The sequence below is a fragment of the Sorangium sp. So ce281 genome (assembly GCF_051527395.1).
Lineage (GTDB): Bacteria > Myxococcota_A > Polyangia > Polyangiales > Polyangiaceae > Sorangium > Sorangium cellulosum_B.
Genome location: NZ_CP150322.1, coordinates 8,871,963 through 8,887,034, shown reverse-complemented (window position 1 = coordinate 8,887,034; position 15,072 = coordinate 8,871,963). Strand labels below are relative to the sequence as shown.

Here is a 15,072-nt window from a genome sequence, read left to right as displayed (position 1 = left end):
GCCTGTCACGGCACACCGGAGTAAGGTGGGGGCGATTCCCCGTCCGGCCCCCGCCGCGGCGGACGGGTTCGTGCGGGACGCAGTGACCGGTTGACCGTTGCGAGGGAGGATCGCCGATGAACAGCGAAGCGAGCGTGCTGGCCCCAGGGTTCCTCATCGCGTCGCCGCCGCTCGGCGATCCGAACTTCGACCGGACGGTCGTGCTCCTCGCGGTGCACAGCGAGGGTGGGGCGCTGGGGTTCGTGGTGAACAGGCCAGCGCCGATGACGCTGGGGGAGCTCCTGTCGTTCGCGGGTTATGGCAACGACCTGAAGGACCCGGCGCCGGTTTACCTCGGCGGGCCGGTCCAGCCGAGCTCGGGGTGGATCCTGTGCCTCGATCCGGCGCTCGGGGCCGAGGAGACGGGCGTGATCCCGGTGGGCTCCCGGGTGCGGGTCACGTCGTCCCGGAGCGCGTTCGACACGCTCGCGGCCGACGCGGTGCGCGGCACGGCCGCCGCCGACCCGCGGCGCAGGACGGTGCTTCTCGGCTACAGCGGCTGGGGGCCCGGCCAGCTCGAGCGAGAGATCGCCGCCGGCGCGTGGCTGCCCGTGTCCCTCGACGAGCGGATCCTGTTCGACGTGGAGGCGGCCGAGCGCTGGGAGCAGGCCTATGCGCTGCTCGGCCTGCGCCCGATCGATGTGATGTCGATGCGGAGCATCGGAGAAGCCTGAGAGCACACGACACGAGAGGAGTCCTATGGAGATCAATATCGGAATCGACGCCAAGAACCGCGAGCTGATCGGCGCGGGGCTGGGACGCGTCCTCGCGGACACGTACACTCTCTACTTGAAGACCCACAACTTCCACTGGAACGTCACGGGACCCATGTTCCAGACGCTCCACCTCATGTTCGAACAGCAGTACAACGAGCTGGCGCTCGCCGTGGACCTGGTCGCCGAGCGCATCCGGGCCCTCGGCCTCCCCGCGCCGGGGACCTACAAGCAGTTCGTCGCCCTCGCGACCATCAAGGAGGACGACGGTGTCCCCAAGGCCACGGACATGATCAAGCGCCTCGTCGAGGGCCACGAGACGGTCGCGCGCACGGCGCGTGAGCTCTTCCCCGTGGCCGAGAGCGCCAACGATCAGCCCACCTGTGATCTGATCACCCAGCGCCTGCAGGTCCACGAGAAGACCGCCTGGATGCTGCGCAGCCTGCTCGAGTAGCGCCGCGGGGCGCCGCGTATCGTTCCGCCCGTTCCGCCCGTTCCGCCCGTTCCGCCCGGCTCAGCGCGCGCTCTTGACGAGGAACCCCTCGCCGTCGATCGCCACGGCGCGCTCCTTCAGCAGGCGGCCGACGGCCCGCTTGAACGCCTTCTTGCTCAGGCCGAAGAGCGCCCGGATCTCCTCCGGGCTCGAGCGATCCCCGACCCTTGGCGCGCCCGGGCGCGAGAGCCGCGCGAGGATCTTCTGCGCGTCGCTCTCGACCTCCTCGTGCGCGTGACCGCGGAGCGAGAGCTCGATCCTCCCGTCTTGCAGCACGCTCGCCACGCGGAACCGCGCCGCCTGGCCGCGGGAGAGCGCGTGCGGCTCGTCGGCGGGGAGCAGGCCGACGAACCTGCGCTCGACGATGACGAAGAGGCCGATCCCCGGCTCGTTGCGCCACGCCTCCCCCTCGACCCACTCGTCGAGATCGAACTCGCCCTGGTCGCGCAGCATCTCGCTCACGCGCATCGTCCCCGCGAGGCGGCCGGTCCTGTCCACGAGCAGCCCCACGGGGTGCCGCTGGCCGACCAGCGGGTCGCGGGTCTGCTCCGCGCAGGGGACGAGCAGCTCCTTGGGCAGGCCCCAGTCGACGAAGGCGCCGAAGGGCGCGACGTCGGTGACCGCCAGAAAGGCGACCTCGCCCAGCGTGACCTTCGGCCGGCGCGTGGTGGCGATGGGGCGATCCTCCGAGTCGAGGTACACGAAGACCTCGAGCGCGTCGCCCTCCCTGGCGCCCTCGGGCACCTCGCTGCGCGGCAAGAGGAGCACCGGCGCGTCCGGGCGAAGGTCGTCCGGATCGGCCGAAAGGAAGGCGCCCGGCGGGCCGAACCGCCGCACCGGCAGGGTCACCACGCGCCCGAGGAGATGGTCGTACGGCATCGGCGCGCAGTCTTGCACAGGGCAGAGGGGCGGGGGCGCGCGGTCGGTCGGTCGCGCCTCTTTCGGCGCGATGACCTCCCGATCCCACAAATCAGTTGAAACTGCCTGAAAGACGCCGAATGGTGAGCTGCCGAGGCGCCGGAACGCCAGGAGGTGGAACGCCTCTTGGCGCGCTTGATGGTTCGTTTCCCGCTCGAACGACGTGATCGATCTTCCAGGAAGCCGAACGGGGTGAAGCTCCTCCAGGTCCCTCGGGGCGTGCCGCCCGCTGTGGCTCCGCGAGCGACGAGCGCGTCTCGTCGGGCGTGGAAGCGTCTCGCGATGGCCGCCGGTCTCCTGCTCGTCGCGCCCCTGGTCGTGGCGCACGGCCGCGTCTGGCTCGACGGCGCGACACCGTCCGAGAGCGCTGGCAGTCCCGCGCGCGGCCGGCTGCTGCACGGGCACCCGCTCCGCCCCTCGGGGCCCGGTTATGTGACCTACTCTTACCTGGGCGCCAGCCTCGGACGCCAGTACGTGCACGGCGCGGTTCGCGACGCGCTGGAAGAGGCGTTTGCCGCGTGCGCGGCCGCCAAACCAGGGCGGCGCTTCGTCGTCGGGGAGACGGGCCACCGCGGTGGCGGCCCGTTCTGGCCGCACCGCACGCACCAGAACGGGCTCAGCGTCGATATCTTCGTCCCGCTGCGCGACGGCGCGGGGCGGCCCGCGGAGGTGTCGACCTATCCCTGGAACAAGCTCGGTTATGGCCTCGAGCTCGACGCGCAGGGCCGGTGGGGCGAGCTGACGATCGATTTCGACGATCTCGCGCGCCTCCTGTCGACGCTGGACGAGAAGGCCAGGGCCAGGAAGCTCCGGATCCAGCGGATCATCCTCGCGCCGGAGTACGTGCCGTTGCTGCTCGCGAGCCCCGCGGGCCGCAAGCTGGGCTCGCTCGCAAGGGTGATCCCCCGCGGCCCGGTGTGGTGGCGGCACGACGAGCACGTGCACATCGAGTTTGCGTTCGCGGCCGGCGGCCCGCGCTGAGCGAGGTTATCGACGGCGATGGCGCCGGAGCCGCTCGCGCGGCTCTTTCCGCCCGCCCCCAGCCGCGGCCGAGTCGGGCCCGTCGCTCCCCCCCACGCGCGAGGCCGGTGGCTTGACGAGCCGGTTCCATGACGTTACCGCTGGGAAGGCCCGCGAGCGGCGCGGGTCGCGCGTCGCGCAGCGGTGAGGCGCGGAGCCCGCCATGGACGACAGCTCCGGATACCGCATGTACGTGTTCCGCAGCGGCCGCCGCGACGTCCCGGGGCGGCGGCTCGTCGACGAGCTCGCGGGCGACCTCCGGGCGATCACCGGCCCCGGAGGCGCGGCGCGCCCTCGCGACGTCGTGCTCAGCGCCTTGATCCGCGCTGGCGAGCTCGAGTCCCTCCTCGCCGACGCCGGCGCGGAGGGCGCCTCGGCGCTGGCGCAGCTCACCGACGATCTCGCCGCCGCGCTGATCAGCGGTGACGGCGCGGGCGCGCTCGCGATCGCGGACGGCCAGACCTCTGGCCACGGACAGCCAGACGTCTGGCCACGGACAGCCGGCCGTCTGGCCACGCCCGAGGCCCTCACGGCCGTCGAGGTCCCGGCGATCCTCTCGACGTCGCCGCCCGAGGGGTTCTCGTTCTACGCGCTTCATCCGCTCGATTTCGCCCGGCTGGCCGGGCGGCTCGCGTCCCCGCCGGCGCCGGTCCGGGTCGTCGGTATCCGCAGCATCGGCACGACGCTGAGCGCGGTGACGGCCGCGGCGCTCCGCGAGCAGGGGATCCGGGCCGGGCGCACCACCGTGCGCCCGTCAGGTCACCCCTACGACCGCCGCGTCGAGCTCGACGCCGGGCAGATCCGCTGGGTCGAGGACGGCATCGCCGAGGGCGCGCGGTTCTGGGTCGTCGACGAGGGGCCGGGCCTCAGCGGCTCCTCGTTCCTCGCCGCCGGAGACGCCCTGGTCCGCGCGGGCGTCCCGCGCGCCAGCCTCGTTTTCCTCGGCTCCCGCGCGCCCGATCCCGACGCGCTCGTCGCGCCGGAAGGCGCGTGCCGCTGGCGGTCCTTTCGCTCGGAGCGCGCTGACGGCGGGGCCCAGCTCCCCGGCGACGCGGGCGAGCCCATCGGCGCCGGGGCGTGGCGCCGCCGCTGCTATGAGGACGAATCGCGCTGGCCGCCCTCCTGGACGTCCATGGAGCGCCTCAAATACCTTTCCCGCGACGAACGCCGGATTCTGAAGTTCGAAGGGATGGGCCGCTACGGGGCGGAGTGTCTGGAGCGGGCTCAAGGCGTCTTCCGGGCCGGCTTTGGGCCAGAGCCGCGCGACGAGGGCCAGGGATTCTGCTCGTATCCATGGCTCCCTGGCCGCCCGCTCCAGGCCGATGACCTGTCCGCAGCGGAGCTCGAGCGCCTCGCCGACTACTGCGCCTTTCGCGCCTCGGCCTTCCCTGCGCCGAGCCCTGCGGCCGACGAGCTCATTGCGATGGCACGCACCAATTTCTCGCTGGAGATGCGGAGGGAGCTCCCGGGGGAGCTCCACCTGGAGCTCGCGCGTCCGGTGATCGTCGATGGCAGGATGGATCCCCACGAGTGGCGCAGGTCCTCCTCGGGCGAGCCGGTCAAGGTGGACGCCTGCGGGCACGGCGACGATCACTTCCTCCCTGGCCCCACGGACATCGCCTGGGATCTCGCCGGCGCCGTCGTCGAGTGGCGGATGCCGCGAGGCGCCCGGCGCGCCTTCCTGGAGCGGTATCGGCGCCGCTCCGGCGATGATCCCGGGCGGCGCCTGCCGGCGTATCTCCTCGCCTACACGCTCCTGCGGCTGGGTCACGCCGCGATGGCCGCGGCGTCGCTCGCGGACGAGGGCGAGGCGCTGCGCCTCTCCGCGGCGCGACACCGCTATCGCGCGGCCCTGATCGAGGGCCTCCGCCCCGCGGCCGCCTCGGGGGCGTTTGGCTAGCTCCGCGTGTCAGGAATCCCGCCAGAGAAGGCGGTCGATGACGAGCGGTCGCCGGAAACAGTAGCGATTTTCATAGCTTCCGCCTGTTTCGCCGCCGAGGGCGGCTCCGGTGTGGCCCAACGGAGCGCCCTCCGCTGCCGCATCGCCCGCGGTGCGCAGCAGCGGTCGTGGTCGCGCCGTACCTCTCCGCCATGGCGCCGCCAGGTCCCGCCGGCTTTCGTCCCGCTGAATTCCCCGCGGAGCACGGGCGGCCCGTGTTTCGCTCGCAGCCGCCGGGATGCTCACCCAAGCGGAGTCTCGGCCGCTGTCGGCGCGTCCAAGGACCTCGCGGCCAGCGCCGCACGCCTACGCGCCTCGCGAACCGCATCAGACCGTGTTGCATGGCCTTGTTCAGGAGCACCTCGCGACCTACGTTGCGCACGCAGCGCGCACGTACGCGGCCCCGCTCCCGAAGTACGTTGTCGCCGCCTTCGATGGCTACCTCGCCTGTGGCGATCTCGCGCGAGGTTTCGTCCGATGTCACTGCGATGGCTGCGGTCACGATGTGCTCGTCGCCTTCTCATGCAAGCTCCGCGGCCCCTGCCCCAGCTGCGCCTCGCGCCGGATGTGCAATGAGGCGGCGACGCTCGTCGATCGTATCTTGCCCAACGTGCCCGTCAGGCAGTGGGTCATGTCGCTTCCGTTTGAGCTGCGTGCGCTTGCGGCCAAAAGGTCCGACGTCCTCGCCGAGCGCCGAGAGCGACGCTTCTCCGCGGCGTGCGACGGGTTCGACGTGCATTGCGCGGTGCGCATCGCAGCGGATGACGGCGGTCGACGATCCGCGCGCGAGAGGCTCGTGCGGTACTGCTCCCGCCCGGCCTTCGCACTCGATAGAATCGAGCTCCTGCCCGATGGGCGTATAGCGTACTTGCTGAAGACACCTCGGCGGGGACGCACTCACCGCGTCATGAGTCCAATGGAGTTCATGGCCCGGCTCGCGGCTTTGATTCCTCCGCCGAAGATCCCGCTTGTGAGATACCATGGCGTGTTCGCGCCTCGCTCGTCGTGGCGCTCTCTCGTGACACCCAGACCTCCGGCCCGCGCCGCGAAGTCTGAGCCGTGCGCGGGGCACGCGCTTCTGCCCGCCGCGCCCGCGCCCGCATCGCCCGCGCCCGCGTCGCCGTGCGCTCCGCCGGCGCTCTCAGCGAGGTCGCTCGCGCATGCCGAGCCCACGGTGCGAGTTGAGCCGACCCTGATCTCGGTCTTGCACTGGGGGCGGCTGCTCGAAGGGGAGTAGTTCGCAACGTCGCGCTACGTCGAGTGGGCCGTGCTCATGAAGCGTTCGTTCGGCTTCGATGCGCTCCGCTGCCCGAGATGTGAACGGAGGATGCGCGTGCTTTCCACGAACACCGACTCAGCGGTGGTGCGCCGCATCCTCGATCATCTGAACTTGCCCTCGCAGCCCCGAACGGCAGCACCCGCGCGCGCTCCAACGTGGGAACCGATGGCGTTCGGGTTCGACGCGGCGTAGGTGGGCACCCGGCCCGAGCCCGTCATGGCGAACGCACGTCGCGGTCGTCGAGCCAGAGCTGCACCCAGTGCACGGCGCGCGGGCCCTGCGACGGGGCGAGCGGGTGTTTGATGCGCGATAGACGGCTCGCCCGGCGCCGTTCCCGCGGGGCGTGACACGGGCGAGAGCTCTATGGTTTCCTATCCGCCGGCGCCGAACAGCCCGTGGACGAGCCCCATCGCCACGTCCCCCGAGCGCCTCAGCATCGCGTCGATCGCCGCCTGGACGCGCTCGTCGGAGCGCTCGCCGAGCGCCCCGCTCTGCTCCACGAGCCACCGCTCGAGCTGCGCCAGCCGGGCCGGCAGATCGCTGACGAGCGACGTGAACTCGGAGTACACGCGCGGCGCGATGTACCAGGCGGCGGCCGTCGCGCCCCCTCCGAGCAGGCCGGCGAGCAGGAGGGTGCTCGCGATCCGCGGGACGCGCCAGCGCTGGAGGAGCGACACGAGCGGCGCCAGCAGGTAGTAGACGGCGCCGCCGATGAGCAGCGCCAGCACCGCGGACCAGAGGTAGTGGATGGCCAGGCACAGGGCGACCACGCCGCCGGCGATCGCGACCCCGCTGGTGCGCGCCGACGGCGCACTGCCGACCTGGGAGCTCCGCATCTTCCTTCGCCACCACGCCCCCTGCGAGCGCCGTTCCTGGCGCCGCGCGGGGCCTCGAGGGCGCCCCCGTCCGCCTGCCCGCGCTCCCCGGGAGCCGCTTCGGACGGTATTGTCCGGGGGACGCCTGCCGGGGCATCATGCGCCCCCCGGACACCCCCGTTCGCGTGGGCGAGCCCCGCCTCGAGGCGAGCGCGGGGCCGCGCCCGGGCGGGGGCTCCGGCCGAGCCGCTCATGATCAAGCTCCTCCTCCGTCGCCGGGTCGTCGAGGGCTACCGCGGGGAGCTCCTGCGCGTCTGGACCCCGTTCCTGGTCCTCGGCCTCGTCGCCCTCGTGGCGACGTACCTGCTGTTCGTCGAGCCCCCGCCGCCCCGCCGGTTGACCATCGCCACCGGCCAGCCCACGGGCCGCTACCACGCCTTCGCCGAGCAGCACCGCGCATACCTGGCCGGGTTCGGCGTCGCGCTCGAGATCCGCGAGACGGCGGGCTCGGCCGAGAACGTGGCGCTCCTGCTCGATCCGGCGAGCGGGGTCTCGGTCGCGTTCGTGCAGGGCGGCGCCATGCCGCCCGAGGCGCGCGATCGGCTGAGCAGCCTCGCCAGCGTCTACCGCGAGCCGCTCTGGATCTTCCACCGCGGCGACCGGCCCCTCGACCGCCTCACGGGGCTCGCGGGCAAGCGGCTCTCGATCGGCCCCGATGGCAGCGGCACGCGCGTGATCGCGGAGCGGCTGCTCGCGGACAGCGGCGTCACCGCCGCGGGCCAGTCCGCGGCCGGCGCGCCGTTCGAGGGGCTGCCGGACCCGCAGGCGGCCGAGGCGCTCCTGGCCGGCCGCATCGACGCGGCCTTCTTCATCGTCGGCCCCGGCTCCGCAGAGGTGCAGCGGCTGATCCGCGCCGATGGCGTGCACCTCATGAGCCTGCGCCAGCACCAGAGCTACGCGCGCCGCTACCCCTACCTGTCGAGCCTGGTGCTCAGCGAGGGGCTGCTCGACCTCGAGCGCAACATCCCGCCCGCGCCGAGCCCGATGCTCGCCCCGCCGGCCGCGCTGGTCGCGAACGAGACGCTCCACCCCGCGCTGATCCCGCTCCTGCTCGAGGCGGCGCGCGCCGCGCACGAGCCGGGCAACCTCCTCGACGCGCCCGGCGAGTTCCCGTCCGCGCGCTTCGTGGAGGCAGAGCTCCACCCCGAGGCGCGGCGCTATCTCGAGGAGGGGCCGTCGTTCCTGCGGCGCGTCCTGCCGTTCTGGCCTGCGTCGATGGTGAGCCGGCTGAAGCTCATGCTGCTGCCGCTGGCGACGGTGATCTTCTCCATCTTCAAGATCGCGCAGCCCCTGTACAACTGGCGGATCCGCGCGCGGATCTATCGCCATTACGAGATCTTGCGCCGCGCGCAGCGGGAGCTCGCCGGCCCGCCGGACCCGGCGCGGCGCGCGGAGATGATCGCGACGCTCCGGCGGCTGGAGGAGCGGCTCGCCACCGTGTCGGTCCCGCTCGGGGCGATGGGGGATCTCTATCAGCTGTACCTGCACCTCGGGTACGTGCGCCGGCGCCTCGAGGGCGAGCAGGCGTCGTCTCCGCCGCCGCCGCCGCCGCCGCCGCCGCCGCCGCCCCTCGCGTGACGCGTGACGCGTGACGCGTGACGCGTGACGCGTGACACGTGACGCGCTTTCCCGGCGAGACCGGCTCCGGTCGCCGGGAGGCAGCCAGCGGCGGCGCGCGGCCATGCGGCGTCGTGTGGAGCCCAATCTGCGGCGCCGGCGACGGGAGCCGCGAGGGCCTCACGGCCTGATCTCCGCCGCCCGAACCCATTCTGGCCGGGCAGAGATCGCGGTCGCGTGAGAAATCGCGATCGCTTAAGAAATGGTGTTGCAATAGTTGGTCGGCTCCCATATTTAGAACACCATGGGAGAACACGTTCGCGTGTCGCTCCTGGGTTGAGGGAGGATCATGGTGTCGGTGGGCCCTCACGGGCGCTGCGTCATGCGCATCGCGCGGAGCCCTATCCGCGGCGCCCGCGGCGATAGAAGCGGAGGGCGCCTCGCGGCCCGATCTCCGCGGTGCGGACCATCCTGTCCGGGTCGCGGTCGCGGTCGCGGTCGACCGAGGTCGACCTCGGTCGATTGATGAATAAATAAATAAACCGCGATCCCCCGATACATGGTGTTGCGATCATTGGTTGAGTCTCGTATTTAGGCCATCATGGGAGGCTGCGTTCGCGTGTCGTTCCCGCGTTGCGGGGGCGTCGCGCTTGCGGTGCGCGCTCATGACAACCGGATCTTCTATGGAGGGGTACGAACCATGGACCAGTACGTACGATTCGCTCTCTCCGCCCTGCTCGCGGCCGCGTCGCCGAGCGTGGCAGGGGCAGCCCATGCAGGCGTGACCGTCACGGGGGATGTGTCGCCCGGAAACCCGAGCGATCCTTGGGATCTGGGGTCGAGCACCCTCCTCGTGGGCGGCGCGAGCGACCCCTGGGAGCCCACCTTCGGCCAGGGGGAAGTGATCGTCGCGGGCGGCGGGGAGCTGATCACCGCGGCCGCGTCGATTGGAGATTCCAGGAGGGGCGCAGTTCAGGTCGTCGGGTACGGCTCGACGTGGACCAACCACGGATCCATCGACCTCTGCGTCGGCGGTATGGCCGAGGCGCTGCTCGCTGTCCAGAACGGCGCCGTGCCTGCGTGCCCGCACTCTGCCAGCCCAACGTTGAATTGACCTGCGGCGCGAAGCGCCGTCAGGTCCAATTCTGTGTTGGGCGGTGCCTGGTCGCGCATCATGGGATCAGACATCCCAGAGCCGCCTCTTGCCGGGCTGAGAGCCGCCGCTCACCGCAGCAGCGGTCGTGGTCGCGCCGTACCTCTCCGCCATGGCGCCGCCAGGTCCCGCCGGCTTTCGTCCCGCTGAATTCCCCGCGGAGCACGAGCGGCCCGTGTTTCGCTCGCAGCCGCCGGGATGCTCACCCAAGCGGAGTCTCGGCCGCTGTCGGCGCGTCCAAGGACCTCGCGGCCAGCGCCGCACGCCTACGCGCCTCGCGAACCGCATCAGACCGTGTTGCATGGCCTTGTTCAGGAGCACCTCGCGACCTACGTCGCGCACGCAGCGCGCACGTACGCGGCCCCGCTCCCGAAGTACGTTGTCGCCGCCTTCGATGGCTACCTCGCCTGTGGCGCTCTCGCGCGAGGTTTCGTCCGATGTCACTGCGATGGCTGCGGTCACGATGTGCTCGTCGCCTTCTCATGCAAGCTCCGCGGCCCCTGCCCCAGCTGCGCCTCGCGCCGGATGTGCGATGAGGCGGCGACGCTCGTCGATCGTATCTTGCCCGACGTGCCCGTCAGGCAGTGGGTCATGTCGCTTCCGTTTGAGCTGCGTGCGCTTGCGGCCCAAAGGTCCGACGTCCTCGCGGCGACGGAGCGCATCTTCGCGGAGGAGATCGCCCGCGTGACCACGCGGCTCGCGAGCATCGCCGGCGCACGGACGGGCTCGGTCGGGTTCCCTCAGAGATTCGGCTCGAGCTTGAACGTTCACGTCCATTTCACACGCTGGCAATCGACGGGGTTTTCGAGAAGACCGCCACGGGCGTGCGCTTCCACGATGCGCCGCCGCCTTCAAAGGACGATGGCAGCGAGGTGGCGCGACGGGTGCGCGAGCGTGCGCTTCTTTGGCTACGGCGCCGCGGCTACCTCGACGAGCGCGCGGCCGAGGAGCGCAGCGACGAGACCATCGAGCCCTCCGCGCTCGATGCGTGTACCCAGCTCGCACTCGCAGGTGGAGCGTATCTTGCGCGGCCTTTCGAGCACAAGGACAGTCCCGACGCGGCTTTCGAGCGCCGAGAGCGACGCTTCTCCGCGGCGTGCGACGGGTTCGACGTGCATTGCGCGGTGCGCGTCGCAGCGGATGACGGCGGTCGACGATCCGCGCGCGAGAGGCTCGTGCGGTACTGCTCCCGCCCGGCCTTCGCACTCGATCGAATCGAGCTCCTGCCCGATGGGCGTATAGCGTACTTGCTGAAGACACCTCGGCGGGGACGCACTCACCGCGTCATGAGTCCAATGGAGTTCATGGCCCGGCTCGCGGCTTTGATTCCTCCGCCGAAGATCCCGCTTGTGAGATACCATGGCGTGTTCGCGCCTCGCTCGTCGTGGCGCTCTCTCGTGACACCCAGACCTCCGGCCCGCGCCGCGAAGTCTGAGCCGTGCGCGGGGCACGCGCCTCTGCCCGCCGCGCCCGCGCCCGCGCCCGCATCGCCCGCGCCCGCGTCGCCGTGCGCTCCGCCGGCGCTCTCAGCGAGGTCGCTCGCGCATGCCGAGCCCACGGTGCGAGTTGAGCCGACCCTGATCTCGGTCTTGCACTGGGGGCGGCTGCTCGAAGGGGAGTTGTTCGCAACGTCGCGCTACGTCGAGTGGGCCGTGCTCATGAAGCGTTCGTTCGGCTTCGATGCGCTCCGCTGCCCGAGATGCGAACGGAGGATGCGCGTGCTTTCCACGATCACCGACTCAGCGGTGGTGCGCCGCATCCTCGATCCTCTGAACTTGCCCTCGCAGCCCCGAACGGCAGCACCCGCGCGCGCTCCAACGTGGGAACCGATGGCGTTCGGGTTCGACGCGGCGCAGGTGGGCACCTGGCCCGAGCCCGTCATGGCGAACGCACGTCGCGGTCGTCGAGCCAGAGCTGCACCCAATGCACGGCGCGCGGGCCCTGCGACGGGGCGAGCGGGTGTTTGATGCGCGATAGACGGCTCGCCCGGCGCCGTTCCCGCGGGGCGTGACACGGGCGAGAGCTCTATGGTTTCCTATCCGCCGGCGCCGTGGTGGGAGGCTTGCAGGGGTCGGTGCATGGCTCGACCGGCCTCGTGACCGGCGCGGCGCCGTTCCGTGACGGAAAATGCAGGAGGGCGTTCCCGGGGCGGCCTGGACCGCGTGCCGCCCCTGCCCTGGACCACACGCTCGGAGGGCGACCGCCGGCTGGCTCATCCACCCCCCATCGGACCGCGTCGCCCAGGGACGACGTGGCGGCCAGCGGCTCGGGCTGCCGGCGGCTCCGGAGGGGCGACCACCTCCGAGGGCCCACCTCGGCGCCCGGGCTCACGCAGGCTCCCGAGCGCATGATAGGGGGCGATCTCTTCATCGCTGACCGGACTCGCCTCCAGCGCTTCCTCGATCTCCTCTATCCCCTGCGGGGACGTGTCCTCTATCCCCTCCAGGGAGGTGACGGATGCGCGCCTTTCACGGCTTCAGCGTGAATGACATGGTGCTCGCGATGTGGCCGCCCGCGGGAGCGCGACGGCGAGGCGGGCTGAGGCGGCCGACGGCTCCGACGCGTCGTCGCGGGGGGAATGAGCGCTGGGCGCATGCCCCGGCGCCGCCCCGACGGGGTTGCGCGACCTCGATGATCGGGCGTATGGTCCGCGACGGCGTGCATCGATCCACCCTCTTCCCGTCCTCGCCCGGCCACGCAGGGTCGCCATGATCCGGCTCGACGCCGTGAAGAAGAGCTTCGATGGCACGGTGTTCGCCGTCCGCGAGGTGTCGCTCCATATCGCCAGAGGGGAGCTCGTCGTCCTGCTCGGGCAATCGGGGTGCGGGAAGACGACCACGCTGAAGATGGTGAATCGCGTCATCGAGCCGACCGGCGGGACCATCGTCGTCAATGGCAAAGACACGCGTGCCATGGACCCTGTCGCGCTGCGCCGGTCGATCGGGTACGTGCTCCAGCGGATAGGCCTCTTTCCGCACATGACCGTCGCCGAGAACATCGCGATCGTCCCCGCGCTGCTCCGCTGGCCGCGCCAGAAGATCGACGCCCGCGTCGACGAGCTCCTCGAGCTCGTGCGCCTCTCGCCCGCGCGCTACCGCCACCGCTCGCCGCGCGAGCTCTCCGGCGGCCAGGCGCAGCGCGTGGGGGTCGCGCGCGCGCTGGCCGCGCAGCCGCAGGTCATGCTGATGGACGAGCCCTTTGGCGCGCTCGACCCGCTGACGCGCGACGCGCTGCAGGCCGAGTACCGGCGCATCCACACGGAGCTCGGCCTCACCACGCTGATGGTCACCCACGACATGACCGAAGCGCTGCTCCTCGCCGACCGGATCGCGGTCATGGACGAGGGGCGCATCGTCCAGCTCGCGCGGCCGCGCGAGCTGCTCTCGGCGCCCGCGACGGAGCTCGTCCGCGCGCTCATGCAGGCGCCCAGGCGCCAGATCGAGCAGCTCCAGCGCCTCACGCGGGCGGGCGTGGCCGGCGCATGAGCGAGAACCTGCAGCAGCAGCTCGTGCGGCTGCCGCGCTACCTCGGCCAGCACGTCACGCTCGTGGTGATCGCGCTCGCCCTCGGCGTGGCCGTGAGCCTGCCCGCCTCGATCCTCCTGGCCCGGAGCCCACGCCTCAGGTGGCCAGCGCTGGCGGCGGCGGGGGTCATCCAGACGATCCCGAGCCTCGCCCTGCTCGCGCTCATGGTGCCGCTCCTCGGCGGATTCGGGTTCTGGCCCGCCCTCGTCGCGCTCGTCCTCTACAGCGTGCTGCCGATCCTGCGGAACACCGTCACCGGGATCGCCGGCGTCGATCCCGCCCTCACCGAGGCGGCGCGCTGCATGGGGATGACCTCCGGCCAGGTGCTCCGACGGGTCGAGCTGCCGCTGGCTGCGCCGGTCATCCTCGCGGGGATCCGCACCGCGACCGTGTGGGTCGTGGGCACCGCCACGCTGGCCACGCCGATCGGGCAGACGAGCCTCGGGAATTTCATCTTCGGCGGCCTCCAGACGCGCAACTGGACGGCCGTCCTCGTCGGCTGCGTGGCCGCTGCGCTGCTCGCGCTCGTGCTCGACCAGCTCATCGCGCTCCTCGAGTCGGCGGCGCGCTCGCGGAGCCGAGCGCGCGCGCTCGGCGCCGGCATCGGGCTCGCCCTTGTGCTGGGTGCCAGCGCCGTCGCCGACGCCGTCGTCGCGTGGGGGCGCGGTGGTCCGAGGACGGCGGCGGCGAGCGCCACGCTGCCCGTCGAGCGGAGCGCCGTCACGGAGGTTCGCGTGGGCTCGAAGACGTTCACCGAGCAATACGTGCTCGCGGCCCTCATCGCGGCGAGGCTCCGCGACGCCGGCCTGGACGTGGATCAAGCAGAGAGCCTCGGCTCCACGGTTGCCTTCGACGCGCTCGCGCAGGACCAGATCGACGTCTACGTCGACTATACCGGGACGGTCTGGGCGAACACGATGAAGCGCACCGACGCCCGGCCGTCATGGGAGGTCCTCGCCGGGATCACCGGCTGGCTCGCGCTGGAGGCGGGGGTGCGCTGCCTCGGGCCGCTCGGGTTCGAGAACGCCTATGCCTTCGCGATGCGGCGCGACCGCGCGGAAGAGCTCGCCATTCGGACGCTCGACGACCTCGCGCGGCACGCGCCGTCGCTCCGCCTCGGCGCGGACTACGAGTTCCTGCAGCGTCCGGAGTGGCGGAGCGCCCGCGACGCCTATGGCCTCCGGTTCCGGGAGGCGGCGAGCTTCGACTCGACCTTCATGTACGGCGCGGTCGAGCGCGGCGAGGTCGACGTGATCACGGCGTTCTCCAGCGACGGCCGGATCGACGCGCTCGACCTGGTCGTCCTCTCCGATCCTCGCCATGCGTTCCCGCCGTACGACGCGGTCATTCTCCTCTCGCCCCGCGTCGGGGGCGACGCGCGCGTCACCGCCGCGCTCTCGCCCCTGCTGGGAGCGATCCCGGTCGAGCGGATGCGGCGAGCGAGCCTGATGGTCGATCGCGACGAGGACAAGAAGACGCCCGCCGAGGCCGCGGCCTGGCTTGGCGATACGCTGTGATCGCGCGACCTGCGGGGATCGGCCCCGATCCAGCCCCGCGCGCGG

At 71.8% G+C, this 15,072-nt stretch carries 12 protein-coding genes and 1 pseudogene; 11 read left to right on the top strand and 2 right to left on the bottom strand.

Going from position 1 to position 15,072, the window contains the following annotated elements; all coding sequences use genetic code 11:
* The first annotated feature begins 116 nt into the window (after window positions 1-116).
* Both WMF27_RS33760 and WMF27_RS33755 read left to right on the top strand, forming a co-directional pair.
* On the top strand, window positions 117-713 hold the full coding sequence (locus tag WMF27_RS33760; protein ID WP_437764753.1) for a YqgE/AlgH family protein: 597 nt from the start codon (window positions 117-119) through the stop codon (window positions 711-713).
* A gap of 25 nt (window positions 714-738) precedes the next feature.
* Window positions 739-1,206: a Dps family protein gene (locus tag WMF27_RS33755; protein WP_437764754.1), complete on the top strand. Its 468-nt coding sequence runs from the start codon at window positions 739-741 to the stop codon at window positions 1,204-1,206.
* 60 nt (window positions 1,207-1,266) lie between these two features.
* Here WMF27_RS33755 and WMF27_RS33750 read toward each other — a convergent pair whose 3' ends face one another.
* On the bottom strand, window positions 1,267-2,124 hold the full coding sequence (locus WMF27_RS33750) for a CvfB family protein (RefSeq protein ID WP_437764755.1): 858 nt from the start codon (window positions 2,122-2,124) through the stop codon (window positions 1,267-1,269).
* Between the two features lie 321 nt (window positions 2,125-2,445).
* On the opposite strand from WMF27_RS33750, the gene WMF27_RS33745 reads away from it, so the two are divergent.
* The 3 genes from WMF27_RS33745 to WMF27_RS33735 all read left to right on the top strand — a co-directional run bounded on the left by WMF27_RS33745 (window position 2,446) and on the right by WMF27_RS33735 (window position 6,359).
* Window positions 2,446-3,144 (top strand): penicillin-insensitive murein endopeptidase, encoded by a 699-nt coding sequence (locus tag WMF27_RS33745; protein WP_437764756.1) that lies wholly within the window; start codon window positions 2,446-2,448, stop codon window positions 3,142-3,144.
* A gap of 202 nt (window positions 3,145-3,346) precedes the next feature.
* Complete coding sequence (locus WMF27_RS33740) at window positions 3,347-5,083, top strand: hypothetical protein (RefSeq protein WP_437764757.1); 1,737 nt, start codon at window positions 3,347-3,349, stop codon at window positions 5,081-5,083.
* Window positions 5,084-5,360: 277 nt separating this feature from the next.
* The gene (locus WMF27_RS33735) at window positions 5,361-6,359 is read left to right on the top strand and encodes a transposase zinc-binding domain-containing protein (protein WP_437764758.1); all 999 of its coding nucleotides are present in this window, start codon (window positions 5,361-5,363) and stop codon (window positions 6,357-6,359) included.
* 413 nt (window positions 6,360-6,772) lie between these two features.
* Here WMF27_RS33735 and WMF27_RS33730 read toward each other — a convergent pair whose 3' ends face one another.
* Window positions 6,773-7,237 (bottom strand): AI-2E family transporter, encoded by a 465-nt coding sequence (locus WMF27_RS33730; protein ID WP_437764759.1) that lies wholly within the window; start codon window positions 7,235-7,237, stop codon window positions 6,773-6,775.
* A 231-nt stretch (window positions 7,238-7,468) separates the two neighbouring features.
* Between WMF27_RS33730 and WMF27_RS33725 the strand changes: the two genes are divergently transcribed.
* The 6 genes and pseudogenes from WMF27_RS33725 to WMF27_RS33700 all read left to right on the top strand — a co-directional run bounded on the left by WMF27_RS33725 (window position 7,469) and on the right by WMF27_RS33700 (window position 15,027).
* A complete protein-coding gene (locus tag WMF27_RS33725) occupies window positions 7,469-8,854 on the top strand; it encodes a TAXI family TRAP transporter solute-binding subunit (RefSeq protein WP_437764760.1) in 1,386 nt (461 codons plus the stop codon).
* Window positions 8,855-9,533: 679 nt separating this feature from the next.
* Window positions 9,534-9,947 (top strand): hypothetical protein, encoded by a 414-nt coding sequence (locus WMF27_RS33720; RefSeq protein WP_437764761.1) that lies wholly within the window; start codon window positions 9,534-9,536, stop codon window positions 9,945-9,947.
* 237 nt (window positions 9,948-10,184) lie between these two features.
* A pseudogene (locus tag WMF27_RS33715) lies at window positions 10,185-10,574 on the top strand (transposase zinc-binding domain-containing protein); the annotation flags it as partial.
* A gap of 236 nt (window positions 10,575-10,810) precedes the next feature.
* Entirely contained in the window at window positions 10,811-11,953 is a 1,143-nt protein-coding gene (locus tag WMF27_RS33710; RefSeq protein ID WP_437943254.1) for a transposase, read from the top strand.
* Between the two features lie 741 nt (window positions 11,954-12,694).
* A complete protein-coding gene (locus tag WMF27_RS33705; protein WP_437764762.1) occupies window positions 12,695-13,471 on the top strand; it encodes an ABC transporter ATP-binding protein in 777 nt (258 codons plus the stop codon).
* Complete coding sequence (locus tag WMF27_RS33700; RefSeq protein WP_437764763.1) at window positions 13,468-15,027, top strand: ABC transporter permease/substrate-binding protein; 1,560 nt, start codon at window positions 13,468-13,470, stop codon at window positions 15,025-15,027. The genes WMF27_RS33705 and WMF27_RS33700 overlap by 4 nt, the downstream gene beginning before the upstream one ends.
* The last annotated feature ends 45 nt before the right edge of the window (window positions 15,028-15,072 follow it).

Excerpts from the sequence above, each read along its gene's own strand:
- WMF27_RS33700 (WP_437764763.1), top strand. The coding sequence starts at position 13,468 with ATGAGCGAGAACCTGCAGCAGCAGCTCGTGCGGCTGCCGCGCTACCTC.
- WMF27_RS33755 (WP_437764754.1), top strand. The coding sequence starts at position 739 with ATGGAGATCAATATCGGAATCGACGCCAAGAACCGCGAGCTGATCGGC.
- WMF27_RS33725 (WP_437764760.1), top strand. The coding sequence starts at position 7,469 with ATGATCAAGCTCCTCCTCCGTCGCCGGGTCGTCGAGGGCTACCGCGGG.
- WMF27_RS33740 (WP_437764757.1), top strand. The coding sequence starts at position 3,347 with ATGGACGACAGCTCCGGATACCGCATGTACGTGTTCCGCAGCGGCCGC.
- WMF27_RS33735 (WP_437764758.1), top strand. The coding sequence starts at position 5,361 with ATGCTCACCCAAGCGGAGTCTCGGCCGCTGTCGGCGCGTCCAAGGACC.
- WMF27_RS33705 (WP_437764762.1), top strand. The coding sequence starts at position 12,695 with ATGATCCGGCTCGACGCCGTGAAGAAGAGCTTCGATGGCACGGTGTTC.
- WMF27_RS33730 (WP_437764759.1), bottom strand. The coding sequence starts at position 7,237 with ATGCGGAGCTCCCAGGTCGGCAGTGCGCCGTCGGCGCGCACCAGCGGG.
- WMF27_RS33750 (WP_437764755.1), bottom strand. The coding sequence starts at position 2,124 with ATGCCGTACGACCATCTCCTCGGGCGCGTGGTGACCCTGCCGGTGCGG.
- WMF27_RS33745 (WP_437764756.1), top strand. The coding sequence starts at position 2,446 with ATGGCCGCCGGTCTCCTGCTCGTCGCGCCCCTGGTCGTGGCGCACGGC.
- WMF27_RS33720 (WP_437764761.1), top strand. The coding sequence starts at position 9,534 with ATGGACCAGTACGTACGATTCGCTCTCTCCGCCCTGCTCGCGGCCGCG.
- WMF27_RS33760 (WP_437764753.1), top strand. The coding sequence starts at position 117 with ATGAACAGCGAAGCGAGCGTGCTGGCCCCAGGGTTCCTCATCGCGTCG.